The 20,581-nt window shown below is 50.6% G+C and carries 22 protein-coding genes and 1 pseudogene; 17 read left to right on the forward strand and 6 right to left on the reverse strand.

The window, feature by feature from the left end; translation table 11 throughout:
• Nucleotides 1–260: 260 nt before the first annotated feature.
• The 5 genes from METMK1DRAFT_RS18950 (at nt 261) to METMK1DRAFT_RS05845 (ending at nt 1,963) form a co-directional block, all read left to right on the forward strand.
• A complete protein-coding gene (locus METMK1DRAFT_RS18950; protein WP_245544565.1) occupies nt 261–398 on the forward strand; it encodes a hypothetical protein in 138 nt (45 codons plus the stop codon).
• Nucleotides 373–747 (forward strand): ISNCY family transposase, encoded by a 375-nt coding sequence (locus METMK1DRAFT_RS18955; RefSeq protein WP_009071706.1) that lies wholly within the window; start codon nt 373–375, stop codon nt 745–747. The genes METMK1DRAFT_RS18950 and METMK1DRAFT_RS18955 overlap by 26 nt, the downstream gene beginning before the upstream one ends.
• Complete coding sequence (locus tag METMK1DRAFT_RS18960; protein ID WP_245544566.1) at nt 744–1,085, forward strand: hypothetical protein; 342 nt, start codon at nt 744–746, stop codon at nt 1,083–1,085. The genes METMK1DRAFT_RS18955 and METMK1DRAFT_RS18960 overlap by 4 nt, the downstream gene beginning before the upstream one ends.
• Nucleotides 1,048–1,194, forward strand: a complete 147-nt coding sequence (locus METMK1DRAFT_RS19465; protein WP_281034099.1) for a hypothetical protein — start codon at nt 1,048–1,050, stop codon at nt 1,192–1,194. Before METMK1DRAFT_RS18960 ends, METMK1DRAFT_RS19465 begins: the two co-directional genes overlap by 38 nt.
• Before the next feature lie 565 nt (nt 1,195–1,759).
• On the forward strand, nt 1,760–1,963 hold the full coding sequence (locus METMK1DRAFT_RS05845; protein WP_009071711.1) for a hypothetical protein: 204 nt from the start codon (nt 1,760–1,762) through the stop codon (nt 1,961–1,963).
• A gap of 14 nt (nt 1,964–1,977) precedes the next feature.
• On the opposite strand, the gene METMK1DRAFT_RS05850 is transcribed toward METMK1DRAFT_RS05845, so the two are convergent.
• A complete protein-coding gene (locus METMK1DRAFT_RS05850) occupies nt 1,978–2,820 on the reverse strand; it encodes a hypothetical protein (protein WP_048087459.1) in 843 nt (280 codons plus the stop codon).
• 456 nt (nt 2,821–3,276) lie between these two features.
• Between METMK1DRAFT_RS05850 and METMK1DRAFT_RS05855 the strand changes: the two genes are divergently transcribed.
• The 10 genes from METMK1DRAFT_RS05855 to METMK1DRAFT_RS05900 all read left to right on the forward strand — a co-directional run bounded on the left by METMK1DRAFT_RS05855 (nt 3,277) and on the right by METMK1DRAFT_RS05900 (nt 14,470).
• On the forward strand, nt 3,277–3,924 hold the full coding sequence (locus METMK1DRAFT_RS05855) for a hypothetical protein (RefSeq protein WP_155812307.1): 648 nt from the start codon (nt 3,277–3,279) through the stop codon (nt 3,922–3,924).
• A 102-nt stretch (nt 3,925–4,026) separates the two neighbouring features.
• A complete protein-coding gene (locus METMK1DRAFT_RS05860; RefSeq protein WP_009071715.1) occupies nt 4,027–5,982 on the forward strand; it encodes a thioredoxin domain-containing protein in 1,956 nt (651 codons plus the stop codon).
• 8 nt (nt 5,983–5,990) lie between these two features.
• The gene (locus METMK1DRAFT_RS05865; RefSeq protein WP_009071717.1) at nt 5,991–6,713 is read left to right on the forward strand and encodes an SDR family NAD(P)-dependent oxidoreductase; all 723 of its coding nucleotides are present in this window, start codon (nt 5,991–5,993) and stop codon (nt 6,711–6,713) included.
• Between the two features lie 8 nt (nt 6,714–6,721).
• Complete coding sequence (locus METMK1DRAFT_RS05870; RefSeq protein WP_009071719.1) at nt 6,722–7,375, forward strand: hypothetical protein; 654 nt, start codon at nt 6,722–6,724, stop codon at nt 7,373–7,375.
• A gap of 303 nt (nt 7,376–7,678) precedes the next feature.
• Nucleotides 7,679–8,713, forward strand: a complete 1,035-nt coding sequence (locus METMK1DRAFT_RS05875; protein WP_009071721.1) for a glycosyltransferase family 2 protein — start codon at nt 7,679–7,681, stop codon at nt 8,711–8,713.
• Between the two features lie 71 nt (nt 8,714–8,784).
• Nucleotides 8,785–9,132, forward strand: a complete 348-nt coding sequence (locus METMK1DRAFT_RS05880; RefSeq protein ID WP_009071723.1) for a transcriptional regulator — start codon at nt 8,785–8,787, stop codon at nt 9,130–9,132.
• A gap of 62 nt (nt 9,133–9,194) precedes the next feature.
• A complete protein-coding gene (locus METMK1DRAFT_RS05885; protein WP_009071725.1) occupies nt 9,195–9,785 on the forward strand; it encodes a hypothetical protein in 591 nt (196 codons plus the stop codon).
• A 42-nt stretch (nt 9,786–9,827) separates the two neighbouring features.
• Nucleotides 9,828–10,883 carry a radical SAM/SPASM domain-containing protein gene (locus METMK1DRAFT_RS05890; protein WP_009071727.1) on the forward strand — a complete coding sequence of 352 codons (1,056 nt, stop codon included), beginning with the start codon at nt 9,828–9,830 and terminating at the stop codon, nt 10,881–10,883.
• A 50-nt stretch (nt 10,884–10,933) separates the two neighbouring features.
• Nucleotides 10,934–13,753, forward strand: a complete 2,820-nt coding sequence (gene leuS, locus METMK1DRAFT_RS05895) for a leucine--tRNA ligase (protein ID WP_009071730.1) — start codon at nt 10,934–10,936, stop codon at nt 13,751–13,753.
• 9 nt (nt 13,754–13,762) lie between these two features.
• The gene (locus tag METMK1DRAFT_RS05900; RefSeq protein ID WP_009071734.1) at nt 13,763–14,470 is read left to right on the forward strand and encodes a hypothetical protein; all 708 of its coding nucleotides are present in this window, start codon (nt 13,763–13,765) and stop codon (nt 14,468–14,470) included.
• 147 nt (nt 14,471–14,617) lie between these two features.
• Here METMK1DRAFT_RS05900 and METMK1DRAFT_RS05905 read toward each other — a convergent pair whose 3' ends face one another.
• Nucleotides 14,618–16,957 (reverse strand): M1 family metallopeptidase, encoded by a 2,340-nt coding sequence (locus METMK1DRAFT_RS05905; RefSeq protein ID WP_172634126.1) that lies wholly within the window; start codon nt 16,955–16,957, stop codon nt 14,618–14,620.
• Between the two features lie 62 nt (nt 16,958–17,019).
• Here METMK1DRAFT_RS05905 and METMK1DRAFT_RS05910 point away from each other — a divergent pair, with 62 nt between their 5' ends.
• Nucleotides 17,020–18,153: an RsmB/NOP family class I SAM-dependent RNA methyltransferase gene (locus tag METMK1DRAFT_RS05910; RefSeq protein WP_009071739.1), complete on the forward strand. Its 1,134-nt coding sequence runs from the start codon at nt 17,020–17,022 to the stop codon at nt 18,151–18,153.
• On the opposite strand, the gene METMK1DRAFT_RS16310 is transcribed toward METMK1DRAFT_RS05910, so the two are convergent.
• Both METMK1DRAFT_RS16310 and METMK1DRAFT_RS05920 read right to left on the reverse strand, forming a co-directional pair.
• Nucleotides 18,098–18,490 carry a hypothetical protein gene (locus METMK1DRAFT_RS16310; RefSeq protein WP_245544567.1) on the reverse strand — a complete coding sequence of 131 codons (393 nt, stop codon included), beginning with the start codon at nt 18,488–18,490 and terminating at the stop codon, nt 18,098–18,100. The genes METMK1DRAFT_RS05910 and METMK1DRAFT_RS16310 overlap by 56 nt on opposite strands.
• A gap of 10 nt (nt 18,491–18,500) precedes the next feature.
• The gene (locus METMK1DRAFT_RS05920) at nt 18,501–18,854 is read right to left on the reverse strand and encodes a hypothetical protein (protein ID WP_009071742.1); all 354 of its coding nucleotides are present in this window, start codon (nt 18,852–18,854) and stop codon (nt 18,501–18,503) included.
• A gap of 134 nt (nt 18,855–18,988) precedes the next feature.
• Here METMK1DRAFT_RS05920 and METMK1DRAFT_RS05925 point away from each other — a divergent pair, with 134 nt between their 5' ends.
• On the forward strand, nt 18,989–19,222 hold the full coding sequence (locus tag METMK1DRAFT_RS05925; protein ID WP_009071744.1) for an Rdx family protein: 234 nt from the start codon (nt 18,989–18,991) through the stop codon (nt 19,220–19,222).
• A 134-nt stretch (nt 19,223–19,356) separates the two neighbouring features.
• Here METMK1DRAFT_RS05925 and METMK1DRAFT_RS05930 read toward each other — a convergent pair whose 3' ends face one another.
• Together METMK1DRAFT_RS05930 and METMK1DRAFT_RS16315 are read right to left on the reverse strand one after the other, a co-directional pair.
• Nucleotides 19,357–19,545, reverse strand: coding sequence for a hypothetical protein (locus METMK1DRAFT_RS05930; RefSeq protein WP_009071746.1), 189 nt, complete (start codon nt 19,543–19,545; stop codon nt 19,357–19,359).
• A gap of 295 nt (nt 19,546–19,840) precedes the next feature.
• Nucleotides 19,841–20,581 (reverse strand): annotated as a pseudogene (locus METMK1DRAFT_RS16315) (transposase); the annotation flags it as partial.

Consider the following 20,581-nt stretch of genomic DNA (forward strand, 5'->3'; position numbering starts at 1 on the left):
TAGGGAGGATGTGGGGAAGAGCCAAGGACCGGGATGAGGTTTTTGAGAGCTCTACATAGTTCTATATGACAGCAGTTATGGGAATCGCAGGGAGGTATTACCGGAAGATCGGTATTAGCGAGAAGTTTTTATTTTTCAAGGCTTTCCGGCTGAAAAGATGCCGAACGAGGGGAGTTCAATCAGGGAACAGAAGGTGAGGCAGGTCAGGGCGATCAACCAACTGGGGTAGTCAGGAGGAACGGGAGGAGCAGGAAGGTTAATTGGCACTAGTCCTCGTGGTCCTGGTGGGTGGGAGGGCCAGCGTGAGGAACGCGGCCGAGACGTTCGGGTTGGAACGTGAATTGATGGGGCGCTGGGAGAACTTGGAGATGCGTGGAGGGACTACCTGGAGGTCCTGAGAAGCCGGTCAAGGGACCTCTCGTTATCATAGACGACACCGTGGACCACAAGGAGTACTCCAGGGGGAAGGACGTGAGCCCCCACGGGGACTACTGGATCTACTGCCACACCCACGGGAAGTTCGAGAGGGTCAAGCTCCTCACGGTCGCCATAGTGGACCTCTCCACGGGCAGGACGTTCATGGTGGGAGCTTTCCCCTACGCCGTGAGGAAGATGTTGGATTTGGGGATGGTCACCGAGTTCAAGACCAAGATCGACTTGGCCAGGGAGATGTTGGACGTGCTCAAGGAGCGCTTCCGCGTGTCCAGGGTCGTCTTCAACTCCAGTACCGGTCCGAGAAGCTCGTGAGGGACAACGTGGTGTCTGAGCTCAAGTCCAACCTAGCTCAGGGTCGAGTCGGCCCAGGGGACCCTCGAGGAGGTGGAGGGGCACCTCCGAGTGGGATATCCCCCGGAGTCTACTACGCCGACCTGACCCTGGGAGGCCGAGCGATTACGGTAAAGTTGTTAGTCCGGGAACATAAACGTGACTCTGGGACACAGGCCAGGTGCCTCTACACCACCGACCTCTCGCTCAGCGAGGAGGAGATCGAGGAGGCCTGTCGGGTGGGAGATCGAGGAGCTCCACAGGGACGTCAAGGCCCTGGGACTGGAGGACTCCTCGTTCTGGAGGAGGGAGAGGCTTAAGGGTTACCTCACGATCTTCACCATCATGACCAACGTCGTCGGGGAGCTGGTGGTGGAGCTGAACCTGAGGAGCGTGGAGGCGTTCCTCAGGCTCTCGAACGTCATTTAGGCGGACCGCCGGGGCTGATGAAAATCTTTAAGTTACGTTAAAGTCCCATAACTGCTGGAAGGTAAGTTACGCCACGGGCACCCCTGCTGAGGGCTCATACACGGTCACCCCCAGATCATTAAGGCTAGTCGAGGGAAACTTAAATACCCTCCCGTCCTCGTGAGCGGTGCCCGTCATCAGTTAGGAGGTCATCAAAAGGAAATTCCTTGGTAACACCATATGAGCATAACCCACGTCGTATTGGATTTAAAAGTGATTAAAATGTTTAAAAGTTACGCAGGAATGTTATAGTCTCGGTTGTTCTACCGTGGTAACACGAGAAAGGTGCCTACCGAACAGCAGTCCCTGGACTTTCCCTAAAATATCTACCTGTAATCAAGGTGAAATCTAGTAACTGCTGACTGGATCTTCCCTTGATCGCAAGGTGGCTTGAGGGAAAGTCCCATTACAAATCAAAATTTATGATGGATCTTAGGTTCCTGACCATATTTAGGATCGGGCCACCGATAAGTTCGGGCTGAATCCTTTTTCATGTTAACAGAAATGTTTTTTATATCCGTTTATTATGTTTTTATTGATAAAAGATGAACTCTCACTTGATGTGGGCTCTGCCCAAAAGGGTGGGAGGGATTGCAGAGATGTGAGCCCCGTGCCGTTGGGCTCAAAGGAGTTCCGTAACCCACCTACCTTGAAGTCGGATAGGTTGCTGAGGGCTAAGTCCCTTCACTGCATCATGAATGAACATAAAATGAGTGAAATCAAAGTGTAGGGACAAACGGTCGCTCAGGTTTTCTTTATTTTTTGGAAGCCCTCATCCTCGGTGACCAATATTAAAGTCCCCTTGAAGGAGGACAGGGCCCTCATTACCTCTCCCCGTGACTCAGCGGAGAGGTGTGCTTCTGGATCCTCCACGATCAGCACACTTCCCTCTGGTGCAAAGCCTACTGCAAGTCTCATGGCTATAACGCTCAGGACCTCTGGATCAGCGTTATATAGAGGGCTTCCGTCCAAGTAAAGCCCCTCGTTCACGTTCACGGTAATGTCATGGCCCAAGACCTCTGCCTTGAAGTTGTGAGGCAAAACAATGGAGTTTATGAACTCAGCTATGATCCCCAATGTCTTGGGAATCCCAGGGGCCCCCTCGGTCTGAAGGAGGAGGAATCTGTGGAAGCCGGCGAGGATGCCGTCCTTGGAGCCTGGAACTAGGAAAGGTCTGGGTCTCCACATCTTAGAGAAGAAGAAGGAGTCCACCTGTATCATTCCCTTAACTCCCGCTTCGACTTCCGCGGGACTCTCCTTAAGCACCACATCGGCCTGACAGTCCCATCCCTTCAGTTCACCAGTTATGAGAAGGGGGCCGGTGTCCAACCGGAAGCTCCCATCAAGGATGACCTTTCCAGGTTCCAGATTGGACCTCAAGATGGATCTGAACCTTTCTTTGAACCCCCTCTTCCAACCCTCCAGAGGATCGTTCGCTTGGATTCCATAGAGCCTGGGGATCAAGTTCAGGGTTCTCAGGAGATAGTACAGTGCCCTCGACGTTTGGTACCTTTCCTTCCCCCGAATAACGACGGGCGAGTTCGACAAGTCGATTTCCCTGTCGTGGATCCTGACTACTAAGTTCACATGCCCAAATGACATTTTCAGTTTAAAAATACGAGGTTCAGGTAAACAACCCCTCGTCACAGATCAGCTAAGGTTGGGTTCCTCATCCGCTTTACTGTCTGGGAGCCATATCGTGAGCCATCGTGAAGGATAAACCCCCTTCTCCCGAGACCCAGGAGGCTGATCTTCACAGTTTCCGCATCAACCCCTCCCTGATGATTCGGGCTTGATAGCCACGGATACGTGGTCTCGACGGGGTGTAGAGGTGAGCCCCACCGAGACTAGCTTTGACCGGGGAGTCTAAGTGACGCTTACCTCCTCAGTGACTGCCATGTTTAACGTACGGGAACTGGTATTTAAGTGAGGGGGCTACCCAACCACGTAATGAACTCCTTCGATAGTAGCTTCACAACCGCTCCTTTGCAAGCTTCTCCCCGCCTCAGCGTGGGCTAGTCCCATTTTCGGTGATCTCCCCCCTTGATATTCCCTTCATGTAGCATGGGCCTCAATGTGGCTCTTCTTCTCTTGTTAATGGCGTCTGCCTCCCACACGTTCCCCCTTCACATCACAATAGAGGGAGGTCAGGCGATCGTAGTTCTATATTACGGCAACGGAACCTTCCTGACAATTAACGGAAACACCACCGTGTATCTTCCTAACCAATCCGTGCAAGCCGAGGTAGTCTCGTTCCAGCCCTTCTCGACGGTACTGATAAACGGTCTCGCAAGGCAGAACATAACCTTCTTCCCTGAAACAATGAACTCCATTAACGTCACTTTGGTTCCAACGAGCTACACTCTCACTATTAACGTGGTCGGTAACGGTACAGTGAAGGTCAAGTTCCAGAACTCCACCTCAGCCATCGTGACTTCAAGGGTCTCGTTCAAGGTGAGGGGCGGCGAGATAGTCTATTTGAGTGCACTCGCTCTCCCTGGAAACGTACTTCGGGGTTGGTCAGACAACGTGAGCTCGCAGGAGAGGTGGATCCTGATGTACAACAACACCAATCTTACAGCTGTGTTCGTCAAGGCACCTCCACACAAGGATATTCAAGACCTGAACCTAGCTGGGGTGGGGTTGTTACTCACCGTGGGAGGGATCTATTGGATCTTCAGGAGGAAGTGATCAGCGCTGAAGACTCTCCTCACCCGTTGGCAACCCGAGATCTCATCACCCTTAATCTCTTCATTAACTCCATTTAAAACTCTCCCATTCTCAATTGTACATATGAATAGATTGAAGGACTGTCACAGTTCCTTCTTAAGGGAGGCGGCGGAGCAACCGGTGGATTGGTACCCTTGGGGAGAGGAGGCCTTTGAACGGGCCAAAAGGGAGGATAAGCCAGTGCTAGTGGACGTGGGGGCAGTCTGGTGTCACTGGTGTCACGTGATGGATAGGGAGACGTACTCAGATCCAGAGATAGCGCTATTCATAAACACAAACTTCGTCGCAGTGAAGGTGGACAGGGACGAGATGCCCTCTCTAGACAGAAAACTGCAGAGGGCCGTGAGTAGTATAACGGGAGAGTCGGGATGGCCCTTGACAGTGTTCATGACGCCTGAGGGAACTGTGTTCTTCGGAGGGACGTACTTTCCTCCAGTGGACATGTACGGAAGGATAGGAATGAAGAGGTTGTTGAAGGAGATCCTCAGGATATGGAGAGAGGAGAGGGGCAAAATAAAGGAAGCTGCCCTAGCCCTGATGGACTACTCACCTTCGGCAAGCCAAACCCCGTCTTTTGACGTTGTGGAGACTGCCATATCCTCGGTACTATCCTCCTTCGATTTCGAGTATGGAGGATTAGGGACTGGGATGAAGTTCCCTCATCCGACCGTGGATAATCTACTCCTGAGTTACTCCCATTGGACGAAGGACGATGTCGATAAGAGGTTGGTCCTTTTCACCCTCAAGAAAATGTACCAAGGGGGAATATTCGACCAAGTGGGAGGGGGATTTCACAGATACGCCACGGACAGGGAGTGGAACGTTCCTCACTTCGAGAAGCTACTCATAGACAACGCGGAACTCCTGGAGGACTACTTGAACGCCTACCTGACCTCGGGTGACCCTCAGGCCTTGGACGCCCTGGAACTGACCTTAGAGTTCGTACTTAGAGAGATGACCACTGAGGTGGGTTTTGCGTCGAGTGTAGACGCCGACTCGGAGGGGGAGGAGGGAGGTTTTTACGTTTGGGAGAAGAAGGAATTGATGGAGGCCTCAGGGAAGGAGTGGGATTTAGTGAACAAGGTGTTTCAACTGGTAGGTGAAGCTAACCTACCTGGCGGAGTCTTGAGACTCAGGGACGATTCTTCCGACTTGGCTAAGCACCTCGGACTGGACGTGGGGTCGTTCTTGGCACACCTCAGGAGAGTGAGGGAGACTCTCAGGACCTATAGGGACTCCACCCGAAAGAAACCCTTCAGGGACGATAACCTCTACACCTACCCAAACTGCAGGATCGCCGAGGGAATCATCAGGGCTTTCCCTCTCACGGGGATGGGGCTGAAAGAAGCCCTGAGGGTGGTGGGCGAGTTGAGGAGGAGAGTCTCTAGGAGGCTCCAAGGAGGAGGTGAGGGACTCCTGGAGGACTACGCCTCTGCCCTCCTTGCGTCACTCTCAGCTTACGAGGTCACGGGCGACTTAAAGTACAGGGATCTCTCCCTCTCGCTGGGTGAGGAGCTCATGTCGTTCCTCAAACCTGAGGGCTTCACGGACTCTAGGGACTCCAGGGAGGTTCCAGTTATGGATACCCCCAATGAGTCACCGAACTCCCTAGCGTTGAGGGGGATATTGAAGCTCGGTCTGATCGAGGACAGGTTCAAGGTACCAGAAGAGACCTTGGGCAAGATGCTGGGGGACTACTATCAGGGACCTCCCTTTTATGCTGGAATAATCAGCTCCATTGGGGCAACGCAGAGAGGTTTGGCCCACGTAGTGGTGATAGATGAAGGTGACGGTCTCGCTGATAAACTGCACAGGGAAGCCTTGCTCACATACCATCCTTTGAAGCTCGTCGAGAGGGTAAGGATTGAGGACCGAGACCTCGTGACCCCCCTCGTGAGATCCATGATCAAGTACGGGAATGGCAGCAGGGCCTACATATGTGTGGGGAACACCTGTAGCCTTCCTCAGTCCGAACCCGACAAGATTAAACTATTACTTAAATCCCCGTCACCACAGTGATATCCAACATGAGGTTTTCAGGTAAGACCTTCCTACTACTGGGGGTTAGTAGGGGGCTGGGTTATGCCCTTGCTTACTTCTTGGCCAAGGACGGAGCTAAGGTCATCCTGGTATCCAGGGATGAGAGGAAACTTCAATCAATTAAGGAGTCCATAGCTGGAGTGGGAAAAGTAGATATAATAGTGGGAGGAGTTAGCTCTCCCGAGTCGGCAATTAAGCTAAAGGAGAGTGTAAGAAAGGTAACCGACAAACTGGACGGGATTGCGATCATGATAGGAGGCTATGAGGAGGATAGAGTGGAGAATCCCGTGGCCCTGGATTCGATGCTGAACAATCATGTGAAGTTCCCCATCTATGCCGTCTCGGCCTTCCTTGACCTTCTCAGGAAGGGATCCGTGATCTTATTGGTATCTGCCCTCAGGGCCGTGGATAAGGCATCTCCAGATCAGCTTTCTTACGCTGTGGCTAAGGCAGGGACAGCCAAGGCGGTCGAGATCCTTGCAGCGGAGTTATTAGACAAGGATATCAGGGTCGTCGGCATAGCCCCAAGCTGGATAGACGGAGATTTCGAGCCTAACAGGGATTGGAGGTCCCTCAGGAGACTGGGGGACGTCAAGGCACCACCTGAGGATTTCGCGTTGGTGGCAGCGTGGCTGATGAGCGATGAGGCCCAATGGGTCAACGGGGTAGTCATTCCGGTGGACGGTGGAACAAGGCTTAGGCAAGGGTGAAGCATCTATTGTGGATAAAGGAGCTAAGTATCAGACTAGTGGCGTCTGAGGGAAGTCTCCTAGCTCAATGTAATTGGAGAGGGAGAGTGGTCGAGGTTCAAAAGGTAAACAACAAGGTGAGCATAAGGTATCTCACCCACGACAAGAGGTTAACTTTTGACAATCAGAGACTCTTCGACATGCACTCGTTAACTGTTCTCAAGGGGGAGGAGGCTAGGACACGCATGGAGAATGAACTGAGCGGAGCTGTAGAGGAGGGAGCTCAAGACCTCTCCTCCCTAGGAATGGAAATCGCTATCCCTACCTCGTTACCCATCATTTTCATGAGGGACCTAGGGAAGCTCTACGTGGATGAGCGTAGGCTCCTCGATTTCGCAACGAAGTCCGTGGAGTACGATTTAGGGAGGGAGTTCATTAAGGATAGGCCGGGAATGGTCAGCGAGAGGAGGCTGAAGCTCACGGTTATATTGAACGACAATAGAGGGCTTCACACTACGCATTGGTTAGAGTCAGGGAGAGGAGAGGTTGGATGGGTAAACGGATCTGAGACCTGGACCTACGAAGTCGAGGGGTTCCGTGAAATCCTATCCAGCTTGAAACCCACGTCCGAGGCTTATCAGGAGTTGAAGAGGTACATGCACGCGTTCGTGAACGGGGGTTAGGGAGTGCAGGTACGATCGACAGCCCCGTTAAAGCGTAAGGTTTCTACTACCACGTCAAACCTTCTCCACATCTCGCTTCAATCACTATCAGCCGAGGGAGTTTCCCCTTCCGGGTCTTATCCTGGACTCCGAGAGGGTCGTTGAAGGTCTTCCCTGGCTAACGCGTCCCCGATTTTACGTCTCCGCAACTCATTTAGGTACCTCAGCAGTTATGGGATTTCTCGTTAGGAAGCCTTGAAGTCAAGGCAAAATCTAATGACTGCTGTAGGCACCTTTTAATTGGGTGAAGTTTGTTAAGGCCTGATGAACCCAATCCTATACCTGCTAGCTCTCCCTGTGTTGACTGACTCGTTACTTTTAGTTCAGATCCTAAAGGAGAGGGAGTTCTTTACTCACAGGGGTTCTCTCGCTCTACCGGCAACGGTGATAGTACCGATCAGGGATTGGGACATTTCACTGGAGAGTAACGTCAAATCCCTCCTCTCCCAGGACTTCCCTCCGGGGTACCAGGTCGTGTACGTTATAGATCAGGATCAACAGTGGTTGGCTGAGAGGTTAAAGGGTTTAGGGGTTGAGGTCGTCACGAGTGATTTTCCCTGTAGGAGTTGTAGTGGAAAGATCAGAGCACAACTCAGCGGTCTACGTAGGGCTAGGAACCAGGTGGTAGTCTTCGCGGACTCCGACACCTTTTACCCTCCCCATTGGTTGAAGGGCATGGTATCGAGACTGGAGAATTACACTGCAGTCACAACCTTTTCTTGGCCGAGGCCCATTAGGGCATCACTGAGAAACGTGCTCAGGGCAGGGTTCTGGACTCTCGGTTTCGAATCTCAGGCCCTCAACGGTACCTTCCTCTGGGGAGGATCCATGGCCTTCAGAAGGGATTTCCTTGATAGGGAGGTCGAGGAGGAGCTCTCAGGTGAGTGGTGTGATGACTGTACACTAACCCGGATAGTCAAGAGGAGAGGTGGTAGAATAGCTTTCTTGGGAGACGTTATACCCATTAACATCTATGACGAGAAGGACTTAGCCAGATGGAGCTCTAGACAGATCGTCACTATAGTCAAGTACTCTCCTAGGGGGGCTAAGGCTTATCTCGTGGTTGGTGGTGTCTTCTCATTATTCTTGATATTATTCCTAATCTCATTGAATCCTATCTTCCTCTCCCCTCTCCTGCTCTGGATCATCAAGAACCTTCACAGGTCTCACAAATTGGGGAAAGAATCGTTACTTCCCTCCTTTGCCTCAGTGCTAGGTCTCTATTTCGCGTGGATTATGTTAATCCTTAACTACAGGAGGGATAAGGTCTATTGGAGAGGGAGGGAGTATAAACTTTAACGGGGTTTAATTACGGAAGGGAAAGACTGTGCACTTTAATTTTAAATTACCATAACTTAGTATCGTATGTAATGAAATTAGCCTGTGAGATAGGTTCCAACAGAATCCTACCGGCCATAAGGGCCCTGCTGATAATGGAGTTGCTGGATCTAGGCGTTCCTTACTCTAGGGTCTCAACACTTTTCAGCGTGTCTACTACTACAGTGGCTAAATATAGGAGCAAAGCCCGAAGCGACGTACTGGTCAGAAAGATGAGGGATGACGAACAGATTATGGATGATATAAGGATATTAGCAAGGATGATTAGGGACGGAGGAGGGTCTTATCATCACATGTGTGAACTTTGTTATCTCGTGAGGAAGAAGTTTTTTAATAGTGTAATCAGTTGTCGTAACGATGATGATAGTTCTACCCCGTAACACGATAGATGATATAAAGGACTCCGCTGATCCCTATTCACGGTGATGAGGTCGAGCACTGCATGATTGATGATGACCGGACCGCCACTGAGCCCCTCAGGTTGGAGCTTCACTTGAACCTGTATTCCTTCAGGGAGTCGATAGTTAGGTACAGGATCGAGGGCGAGGGGGAGTGGTTGAGGTTGAGGGGAAGAGAGGGCGAATATTTGGCCAGGGAGTTGGAGAGCTATGCCGTTCTCCTCTACCCTGTCAGATCAGTCTCCAATGAGGTGCTGACTGCGCTCCTCAATCCCATCCCCTCGGTGGACAGGCTCAGGGAGGTCCTCATGAGGCCGGATTTGTGGAGAGACTACATAACCTTTAAGCTCAAGGTTGGGGAGATGGACACCACAGATCTCAAGCTAGAAGACTTCTTGGGTAGGGATCTGGTGAACGACGTCCTGCGACAGTACGGCGTGAGGTTGATCCAGTCTGACGAGTTCGTCGAGATATCCGTGGATTTAAACGAAGTATCTCAAAGGTCTCTGGACACGGCCCTAAGGAAGGTGTGGCTGACGCTGAGTCTCTATCACGAAATTAGGGAGTCCCAGGAGGACGTGGCCCTTAAGACTGCACAGAAGTACGTCAGAGCATTCCAGACGAATCGAGGTTAGCTTAATTTCCCGCTTTTTAACCCTGCCAAATATCTCATAGTCGTGCTTTGGCTCATCTTCACTTCAGGGAAGTGTAACCTCGCCTGTAACTACTGTGGGGGATCCTTCGATAAGGCCGTTGTGCCGTGGAACGTGAGATATGATCTGGGAAAGCTGAAAAGGATGGTTGAGGCAGACCCTGAGGCCACAGTGATCTTTTACGGCGGTGAGCCTCTATCAAATCCCCGGTTCATAGCCAACTTCATGGATATGGTGAAGGCAGACAGGTACGGTATACAGACCAACGGAACGATGGTCAGATTGTTACCAGAGAGGTATTGGAGAAGAATGGATGTGGCCCTCCTTTCGATAGACGGAAGGGAGGAGGTGACAGATAAACACAGGGGGAGGGGGATCCACGACAGGGTAGTGGCTAACGCCAAGTACCTTAGAGAGTTGGGAGTAGAGACCATAGCCAGGATGACGGTAACGGAGGATACAGACATCTACCTCGACGTCATGCACCTACTGAACCTGGGGATCTTCGAAAAGGTTCACTGGCAACTGAACGTGGTGTGGACGGACAGATGGAAGGTGGAGGAGTGGGCCAACAGAGTTTACCTGCCTGGTATAAGATCCTTGGTTAGGTTCTTCCTCGAGAACCTAAGGCAGGGTCGCATTGTAAAGTTGATTCCTATACTTGGAGTCATAAGTGCCCACTTCTTCGAGGGATACAGGGGATCTCCCTGTGGAGCAGGGTACAATTCGGTCTCAGTGAGTACGGATGGGAGGATACTATCTTGTCCCATAGCTGTGAGGGAAAAGTGGGCGGAGCTCGGGACAGTGGAAGGAGGGTTCAGCAGACTCCACGATCCTCTCCCTCAGGAGTGCAAGGTTTGCGAGTTCAATAGATACTGCGGAGGGAGGTGTCTTTACGCTTCACGTGAAAAGTATTGGGGTGAGGAGGGATTCAGGGAGGTAGATCAGGTGAACAAGGCCTACCTCAGGGAAGTCCTCTCAATAATTCCTGACGTCCAAGCTCTAATCAAGGAAGGAGTAGTCAAGCTAGAGGATCTCAGGTACGACCCTACCAAAGACTCCACAGAGGTCATACCGTAGCTCGCTCAAACACCGTGCAAAGTAATAAGGAACCTCACAGTATAGAGGATATGGACTCAGCAGGTTTCTACAACGAGATCGCAAAGAAATGGCAGGGCGAGTGGGAGAAGGCCAACCTCTTCCACGCTGATCCCTCCACTAGAGGAAAGTTCTTCATCACGGTTGCCTTCCCTTACACCAACAGCCCCCTTCACATAGGACACGGGAGAACGTACGTGACCGCCGACATATTGGCCCGGTATTACAGAATGAAGGGAGTTAACGTGCTCTTCCCCTTCGCTTTCCAGTTCACCGGTACTCCCATCCTCTCCATATCAGAGGCAATAAGGAGAGGGGATAAGGACATAATATCAGACTTCAGGAACCTCTACAACATCCCGGACGAGAAGATCAACGAGTTCCAGGATCCGTTTAAGCTTGCAGAGTACTTCAGGAATGATATGAAGAGGATGGCCAAGGCCCTAGGCCTCAGTGTTGACTGGAGGAGGGAGTTCACCACGGTGGATCCCAGATTCGAGAAGTTCGTCCAGTGGCAGTTCAGGAAACTTAAGGAGAGAGGTTACGTAATCACCTCCACGGACGCTGTAGGATTCTGCCCCAACGATAACTTCCCAGTCGGGATGCACGACACTAAGGGCGACGTGGAACCAGAAATCCAGGAAATGGACGTAATAGAGTTCGAGGGGAAGGACTTAGTGTTCCCAGCTGCCACTACCAGACCGGAGACAGCATTTGGATGTACAGCTATCCTGATAGATCCCTCCGCAACTTACGTCATAGTCAGGGGAAGGAGGTGGGTGGTATCCAAGGAGGCCTTCACAAAGCTCTCCTACCAACATGATATCTCTCCTGAGGCGGAGATCCAGGGGAGGGAGCTACTGGGGAAGGTCGTCAAGAACCCACTAACGGGGAGGGAGGTGAAGGTTATGGGGACGAGATACGTGGATCCTAAGGTGGGTACTGGTGTCGTCATGGCAGTACCAGCCCACGAACCCTTGCATTACCTGGCTCTCAGTGAGGTGGTGGGGGAAGTCGAGGTAATCCCGGTGATCTCCACCGAAGGCTACGGGGACTTTCCAGGACCCGAGGTATTGTCCTTGGCTGGAACTAAGAATCCGGCTGAGCTCAAGGATTATATCGATTCCCTGTATAGGGAAGAGTACTACAAAGGTATCATCAGGAGCGATGTGATAGATCTCGTCCCCGATTATATGAGGGCCTACCTGAGGGAGAGGGTAGTAGGGAAGAGGGTTCCTGATGCCAGGAAGGAAGTGATCAACCTTCTGAAGAGCTTAGGTAAATATGACAGTATTTACGAGATAGTTAACGGCCCAGTGTACTGCAGATGTGGAGCGGAGATTGTGGTGAAGGTGATCAGAGATCAGTGGTACATAGCTTACGATAACCCAATCTGGAAATCGTGGACTTTAAAGACGTTGGACTCGGTGAGGATAATTCCCAACGAGGTGAGGAAGGACTTGGAGAGAGCGATCTTCTCGTTGAGGAGGAGAGCCTGTTCCAGGAGCAGGGGGTTAGGGGTTAGACTACCATGGGATCAGAACCAGATAATAGACAGCCTGAGCGACTCCACCATCTACACCGCCTTTTATACCATAGTTCATAAGTTAAACTACGATCCAGAGAAATTGAACGATTCCTTCTGGAACTATGTTCTCCTAGGTGACGGCGACCCAAAGAAGGTCTCAGAGGAGACGGGGATACCTGAGCATGAGCTCGACTCACTAAGGGAAGAGTTCCTCTACTGGTATCCTCTGGACTCGAGGCATAGCGGAAGGGACTTGATTCAGAATCACCTGCCCTACTTACTTTACAACCACTTGGCCATATTCGGAGAGAGTTACCTGCCTAAGCAGTTGGTGATCAATGGCTTCGTGAGGGTAGGAGGAAAGAAGATGAGCAAAAGTTTCAGAAACATCTATCCGCTGGCCAAGGCTGTTGAGGAATATGGTGTCGACCCTGTCAGACTCAGTCTAACGGTATCTTCAGCGTTATCTGAAGACACAGACTTCGACGTGAATAACGTCAGGGCCATATCGGAGCAACTTAGGAGAATGTATGACTTAGCCAAGAACGTGGCCAAACTCAAGGATGGTGGTTCGGTTGACCTGCCCGAGAGATGGCTCTCATCGATTTTTCACATAAAGATAGAGGAGATCATGGATCTGATGGAGCAAGTTAACCTCAGGGATGCCTTCAATTTAATCCTCTTTGATCTCTACGAGACACTAAGGGATTACCTGAGCATGGTATCTACACCCAACACTAAGCTCCTGAAGAAGGTCGTGACCACGTGGGCTAGACTGATAGCCCCAGGAGCTCCTCACACGGCCGAAGAGATATGGCACATCTTCAACGACTCCTTCGTCTCCTTGGAGATGTATCCTTCCCCAGACGAGTTTGAAGTGGATGGCACCTCAGTCCTTCAGCTGGAGTATATAAGGCATGTAATAAGGCAAGTTAAGGAGCTGGCCTCTCTGACAAATAAGGAACCAGAGAAGGTGGTGTTCTACGTGGCCAGTGCTGAGGACATGGGTGCCTTCAGAAGTCTGGTGAGGGCCATTAAGGAGAGGAAAAGCGTCAGGGACGTTAGCTCCGCGACGGGTCTAAGCGAGGCCTACCTCAGATCTATGCTGGAGAGAATGCAGAACGTCCCTGCGATACTCAGGGACCTCATCGTTTCCTATCCGTTAGACGAGTTCAAGACGCTAACTGACAACCTGAACTTCATCATGAGGAAGCTAGACGTAGATGAGATCCAGGTGTATAGGGCGGATGAGCCAACAGCCCCAGATATGAGAGGAAAGAAGAGTAATGCTTTTCCACTGATGCCAGGGATCGTCATAATATAGGGTGTTTAAATGGAACTCCTGACCACTGAGGAGGTCTTCAACAGGATAAGGGGGATGATAAACTCTGCAACCAAAAGAGTAGTCATACTTACTGACAAATTGAACGAAACGTTGGTAGAGGATCTGGAAAGGAAGGCCGCCAGCGGAGTGGACGTAAGGGTAGTCACACCCGACCTCAACTGGGCCAGATGGCTCAAGAACAGACCTCTTAGCTACAGGAGAGAAGAGGAGGAGAGACTCAACAAAGAGATAGAACGACTTTCCTCTTGGGTAGAAATCTACAACAGGTTACCTTGGATAGTGCTTACCATCGTCGGAGCTTCTTGGATAGTCCTGCTCCTTAGAGGTGTCAAGGGTGCACTAATCCTCCCATTCCTGGTCGTAGGATTGTTGGCCATATATATGACAATGTTCATATCCTACAGGAGGAAGAGATCGTGCAAAGAAGAGATGGCTGTCAAGAGTGAAGACAAGAAGAGGATAGAGGAAGAGTTACTTAACATCAGGGAGAACTTAAGTAAACATATAGAGGTTGACGAGATTGACTACGAATTGAGCTTCAGCATAATTGTTGCTGACGCTGACGGTCTCTTCACTTCCACACCTCTTCAGACCGCCAAGGAGAGGGGATATCACATGTCCATGAGGTTTGACGTTGATGAGGCCACGAGGCTCATTGAGGAGATCCTGAGGAGTAAAAAAAGTGTAGCTCCCTGAACATAAATATTGACAGCAGTCATTAGATTTTGCCTTGACTTCAAGGCTATACCTAACGAAAAATCCCATAACTGCTGTATTGAAAATGTCGTTATCGATTTGAAATAAGGATTAATATCCTGAACTAGAACAAACGGAATCAACCAGTCACTTGAGTCTGGACAGTGCCTTCATTATCTCTAAACCCTGTCTTACCCCTCTCTCATTCTCCTTCAAGGGATTCTTTCGGAAGAACTCCTCCACTTCTGTCTCTCTTCCCAGCCCCAACAGTGGTATGACGTCGCTCAAAGCCCTACCAAATATCCCTGTCCCGCTATACATGCCTGATACCCTTTCGAAGTGTATCTTCAGCCATTCCCAGACTGCATCCCTAACATCTGGATAGAAGGTGGTGTACTCCAGTGACCTGGCTATATCTTGTCTCTTCATCTCTCCGGTAAAGACCATGCTCAACACGTTAACTACAGTATGGGGATATCTACTGGAGAGGAGGGCCTGAAGTATCTTCAACCTGTCTTCGTCAAACTTAGAGGTCCTATATTTCTCCAACATCACGTCTACTGCCTTTGGTCCCTCGAAGACAGAATACGCTACAGCCACGGGGGCTTTGAGATCTCCGTCTAAATTCTCATACTCCTGGAACTTAGCTCCTAACGTCTTGGAGTAGTTCAAGTCCATCCTAGCCAGGTTCGTTGCCAGGATCGAGAACGTTCTCTTACCGACCATGTCCGACCTGTTCTCCCACCTTCTTACCTGCTCTCTGTGAAATTGGAGGGCCAGATTCCCGTACTTCCCGCTGTTCACTGCATAAAGCAGTGATAACTGATCTGCTAACTCAGTGACCGGTAAGTGATGATCCGAAGTCATAAAATGCCTCAATACCTTGGAGTACTCCTCGAAGGTCACCTTACCTGCTAGGAGGAAGGCGAAGTAGTCGTTGAGCAACCCCCACTGTTCCTCTGGGGTCAAATTACTCCTAAACACAGGCTCCAGGTCCCTGTAAAGTACCCTGTAGAACCCTCCCTTCCTCAAGTTCACGTTTAAGGTGTTAAGTGCTCCAACTTCAAACTCCTTACGTCTCGTGTCCATTACGTCTCGAATGATCTTCCCGTTAACTTCCATGGTCAAAGGTATAGGGTAAACCTCTTGGCCGTCTGAGAGGAGACCGAATCTACTTTGAGTCAGCACCAGTTTCCCGCCATCATACTCTACCGAGACCATAGGGTAACCAGGTCTCAGGATCCATTCTGGCATTATTCTGGAGACTGGCTTTCCGGATTCCCTCTCAAGACTCTCCCACAGATCCCTGCCCTCAGCGTTTCCGAACTTGAATTCGTTGAGATAGGAACTTATCCCCCTCCTGAATTCCTCCTCGCCTACGAAACCCTCTATCATCCTGAGTATGCTGGCTCCCTTACCGTAACTTATGTCGTCAAACATCTGCTCTACTTCCTCCGGGGACTTCACCTCTGTCTCGATGGGGTGAGTGGTGGGGATGGAATCCTTGAGTAGAGCTCCTGCAGTTTCATCCCTGAGGAACTCACCCCACATATACCAGTCCGGATATAATTTATCTAAAATCTTGTAGCTCATGAACGTTGCAAAGCTCTCGTTGAGCCACAGGTCGTTCCACCACTTCATGGTCACCAGGTTACCGAACCATTGGTGAGCCAGCTCGTGGGCTATCACTTCCGCAGCCCTCCTGATCTGTGAGAAACCAGACCTCTCGTCAGCCAGGAGTGCAGTCTCCCTGAAGGTTATGGCTCCCCAGTTTTCCATAGCCCCGTAGGCGAACTCTGGGATAGCTATCAGGTGGACCTTGGGTAATTGATACTTAATCCCAAAGTACTCCTCGTAGGATCTGATGAAGTCCCTGGCCATGGAAGCTGGTAATGATGCCTTAGCTAGCTTCCCTGGTACTGTGGCCACAATTATCTCAGGGAGTCCCGGATTCCTCATTTCCTCGAACTCCCCTATGCCCAGATAGAGTAGGTACGTGGACATGGGGGGAGTATCCTTGAACACGTGAACTACCTTATCTCCCTCCTTCCTTACGTCCTCTAAAGGCATGTTGGAGATTACCTTCAACCAGTCATTTACGATTACCCTGAGTTTAAATGTGGCCTTGTAGGCCGGATGATCAACGCAGGGAATGAATTTTCTGGCATGAGTTGCCTCGAATTGGGTGGTGATGACGTACTTACCGTCGTAGGGAGCCTTATAGATACCGACTAGGGAGTCCTTCACCTTTCCTGAGAACTTGAGCTTCACCTCACCAGAGAACTTCCCTGTCCTAATTCTGACCTTGTCCTTTTCCACCCCAAAAGGTATGGGCTTTCCGCTAGCCTCGACCTCAAGTATTTCTAAGCCCTGGGCATCGAGGACCAAATCGTCCTCCGTCTCCACAGATACGGTCTCCAGACCCTGATAGGTTAAACCGTTAAAGTCAAAATCTAGGGTTATATCGTATGATTTTATCCTCATGATAACCTCGTCTGCTGTTTCAACTAAAAAACTAATTGAGGTACATTCCAGCTGGAGGGCCCAGGATGAATGAGATGAGTCAGGAGTGCCTGGAGCTGATAGAGAAGGCCCTCTTAAACTTGGTGAGGGGGCTCTCCACGGAAGCTTCGTTCAAGGCAGCCGTCAGGGAGCTCGGCATTAGAGTGGAGGGGTGTTACCAAACTTATTTCAGGGTACTGAGGGCTCTACCCCAAGTTAAGAGGCTCTATCCTCTTTTGAACAGGAGGAGGCAAATAGAGGAGGCCTTGAAGCAAGACATCAATCCCAAGTTGGCTCTCCCTACATGGATTAAGGAAAGACTCCTACCCCTCCTAGGAGAAGAGGGACTTAACGGTCTCTTCACGCATTATCCGTGGGCGAGGGTTAACGAGCTGAAGATCAGCGTTGAGGAGATCACGTTGGACCTGAGGGAGCGTGGAGTTCCGTTCCAACAAGACCCCCAATTTCCCTTTCTTCTCAAACTGCGAGACCCCCCATCGACTCTTCCTCACGTAAAGGAGGGCACCCTGATACCTCAGGATCGCGCCAGCGTACTTGCGGTGTCAGTCTTGGATCCTAAACCGGGTGAGACGATCCTGGAGGTGGGGAGCTCACCGGGCGTTAAGACCTCTCTGATTCAACAGCTTACCAGAAACTCCTCCCAAGTAGTAGCCGTGGACATATCCAAGAAGAGGATAGAATTACAGAAGGAGCTTATGAAGAAGTGGTCCGTTGAGAACGTGCACTTAGTGCAAGGGGATGGAATCAACTTTTGGGTAAGGAGGGCAGATAAGATATTCATGGATGCTCCCTGTAGCAATTCTGGAACGATAAACGTGGATCCCTCGATACCCCTCAGGCTAAAAAGGAACGATGTCGTCAGATTGAAGATACTCCAAGCTAGGCTCCTGAGGAGGGCCCTTGAATTGGGCATACCAACAGTTTACGTCACTTGCTCCCTCTTCCCAGAGGAGGGTGAGTTCCAAGTGGAGAGGTATCAGGATTACCTCATACCAATCCGTACAGGGAGCCCAGGATACAGGAGAAGCAAGGTCTGGCTGAGGGTCGCCAGGACGTTTCCTCACCTCGACGGATCTGAGGGCTTCTTCCTCGCTAAGTTGGACTTCAGGAAAGAAGAAACGATAGACCCAACCCCACAGCTGCAAGGATCACGAGAATGATCACGGTCATTACGAACGAGACCACGGCAATCCCGAACGCCTTCCCCCACCCCACATCGAAGATCACCTTAAAGAGCCAGACTATGGAGAGCAGCCCCAGCAAAAGGGCTAGGGGTTGGCTCACCCTGGAGACCAGGGCGTCAATCAGGATGAACAGGATCACCGACAACAGCGTGGCTACCATGGCCTTACCGAACGTCGAAGAAGCCGAGAATAGTTTAGATGATAGCCAAACTGGAACCAATGCAATGATCCAAGAAAGGAGGATCGAGAGCAACAGGATCAAAAGCGCAACTAAAGGATGAGGCAATTCTACCCTATGTGTAGTAGAGTGCACGACTAAAAATTTACTCGGGATAGGCCTCTGCGTACATCTCCTCTTCTAGGTCATCCCTAATGTTCTTCTTGACCTCCTCCAGGTGATCGAGTATTTCCTTTAGCGTAGAGTAATTGGTAGGGATATACTTGACCTGGCCGTAACTCATCATGTACGAACCTGGGCATAGGAATTGGGGTTTCACAACTATAGCTTCAGGACCCAGCTCCAGGATAGCTGCCATAGTAGCCTCCTTACTCATCCCGTAAGCCGGGTTCTCGTATTGTTCGACCTCTCTCTTCTCCTCGTCGATTATCGCGATGATCTCTGACTCCTCTAGGGGTTTAAGGTTTTGGTTCTTATCATAAGTTAGGGCTATTCTCATTTCTATCTAGTGCTCTATATCCCCTCCGCTTATAAAGTAGTGTTTTGTTGGGACTCAATATAGTTTAAACAACGAAGAACATGTAAGAAAGTTTAGAAATATAATTATTTAACTTGGGGAACCTCAAGGGGTTCATGCACCAGGTAAGAATAGTCTATTGTAGGCCCTGCGGTTATTTAGACAGGGCTTTGGAAATGTCCAGGGAGATTTTATCCTACTTCGACGATGTTAAGGTGGAGTTGGAACAAGGGAAGAACGGTATCTTTGACGTATATGTAGACGGAGAACTGAAGTTTTCAAGATATCAACTGAAGAGATTCCCCGAGATACAGGAAGTCCTTCAGGAGATAGGGAAAAAAAGAGGTTGAACACGGAGAACTGAAGTTTTCAAGATATCAACTGAAGAGATTCCCCGAGATACAGGAAGTCCTTCAGGAGATAGGGAAAAAAAGAGGTTGAACTAAGTTACATCTGTTTTATGGTTTTTCAGTCCGTGGGGTGTTTACCCGTGGCGTAACTTACCTTCTTTAATTACTTCTAATTCCACCACGGGCACCCCTCCTAAGGGATCATACAGGGTCACCCTTAACTCATTGGGGCTGGTCGAGGGAAACTTCAATACCCTCCCATCCACACCTTTATCACTCCCCAAACCTCGTGAGCAGTGCCCGTCATCAGTTAGGGGGATCATCAATAAAAACTACTTCGGTGATACTATGTAAACACAACTTGTCAAAACGATATTTAGATGATTAAAAATAACGAGTAGTTACGTAGAAGCGTTACAGTCCCTAATTCCTCGTTGATCCTTAAGGAATCATCCTCATTTCTGGATAATCTATAATTTTAATTCTTAATTAAGTTTTTAGCTTTAAGTTTTTAATGCGGAGGAGGTCGTCCAACGGGCGATTCAGGGCTCCGGGCGATTCAGGGCTCCTTTGCAAATTGTAATATCTCTGTTGATTTGGACTTATTCAATGGAGGAATTATTGAATATATTTGACCATTTTACGAAGAAATAAGAAACCCTGTAATATTATTACAAGAGCGAGATAACAGGTCGAGAGGTTGTAGTTGACGGCTATGGCCCGGGCGATCTGGAGTATCCTCCAGGGGGAGTGGCACTTCCCGAACTCTCCGGGAGGGAGTTGAAGCACTCGGCCAGGTTGTTCGACCTGAGGAGGGGCCAGAGCTCCCTGGGGGCGAGGAGGTAGGAGAGGAGGGGAGAGCCACGGGTGGGGACGGACTCGGCGAGGGAGAGGAGGAGGTCCAGCAAGACCCTAACCCTCCTGTCCACCCTCCGTTTGAGGTGGACCAGGCAGGTCTGCCTCGCGACCTTGATCCCGGAGCGGGAGATGGCCTCGTCCAGGGCCTTCACCCCGTCGGCTACGACCAGGGTAAGGTTGTACCTCCTCCACAGCCTCACCAGGAGGTCCCAGTAGCTCACGACGTCCTCCTCCCCGGTCAGGACCACGTCAAGCACGGCCCTCACACCGTGGTCAGTGAGTCCCAACGCGATTAAGAGGACCCCCCTCCTCCCTCCCCTCAACTTCACGTACTTCCCGTCCACGACCACGTACTTGAAGTCCCCCCTCACCTCCAGCTCCTGGGTCCAGAGCTTGGCGTTCAACTTCCCTCCCAACACGGAGTAGAGCAGGAGGAGGGCCCTGAGCACCACCCCCTCCTCCCTGAGCAGCTCCTCCTCCACTCTCGTCCTCACCCTCTCC

This window comes from Metallosphaera yellowstonensis MK1, assembly GCF_000243315.1.
GTDB classification, from domain to species: domain Archaea; phylum Thermoproteota; class Thermoprotei_A; order Sulfolobales; family Sulfolobaceae; genus Metallosphaera; species Metallosphaera yellowstonensis.

Excerpts from the sequence above, each read along its gene's own strand:
- METMK1DRAFT_RS05845 (WP_009071711.1), top strand. The coding sequence starts at position 1,760 with ATGTTTTTATTGATAAAAGATGAACTCTCACTTGATGTGGGCTCTGCC.
- METMK1DRAFT_RS05860 (WP_009071715.1), top strand. The coding sequence starts at position 4,027 with ATGAATAGATTGAAGGACTGTCACAGTTCCTTCTTAAGGGAGGCGGCG.
- METMK1DRAFT_RS05880 (WP_009071723.1), top strand. The coding sequence starts at position 8,785 with ATGAAATTAGCCTGTGAGATAGGTTCCAACAGAATCCTACCGGCCATA.
- METMK1DRAFT_RS05900 (WP_009071734.1), top strand. The coding sequence starts at position 13,763 with ATGGAACTCCTGACCACTGAGGAGGTCTTCAACAGGATAAGGGGGATG.
- leuS (WP_009071730.1), top strand. The coding sequence starts at position 10,934 with ATGGACTCAGCAGGTTTCTACAACGAGATCGCAAAGAAATGGCAGGGC.
- METMK1DRAFT_RS05930 (WP_009071746.1), bottom strand. The coding sequence starts at position 19,545 with ATGATCCCCCTAACTGATGACGGGCACTGCTCACGAGGTTTGGGGAGT.
- METMK1DRAFT_RS05925 (WP_009071744.1), top strand. The coding sequence starts at position 18,989 with ATGCACCAGGTAAGAATAGTCTATTGTAGGCCCTGCGGTTATTTAGAC.
- METMK1DRAFT_RS05885 (WP_009071725.1), top strand. The coding sequence starts at position 9,195 with ATGATTGATGATGACCGGACCGCCACTGAGCCCCTCAGGTTGGAGCTT.
- METMK1DRAFT_RS05920 (WP_009071742.1), bottom strand. The coding sequence starts at position 18,854 with ATGAGAATAGCCCTAACTTATGATAAGAACCAAAACCTTAAACCCCTA.
- METMK1DRAFT_RS05910 (WP_009071739.1), top strand. The coding sequence starts at position 17,020 with ATGAATGAGATGAGTCAGGAGTGCCTGGAGCTGATAGAGAAGGCCCTC.
- METMK1DRAFT_RS05875 (WP_009071721.1), top strand. The coding sequence starts at position 7,679 with ATGAACCCAATCCTATACCTGCTAGCTCTCCCTGTGTTGACTGACTCG.
- METMK1DRAFT_RS05865 (WP_009071717.1), top strand. The coding sequence starts at position 5,991 with ATGAGGTTTTCAGGTAAGACCTTCCTACTACTGGGGGTTAGTAGGGGG.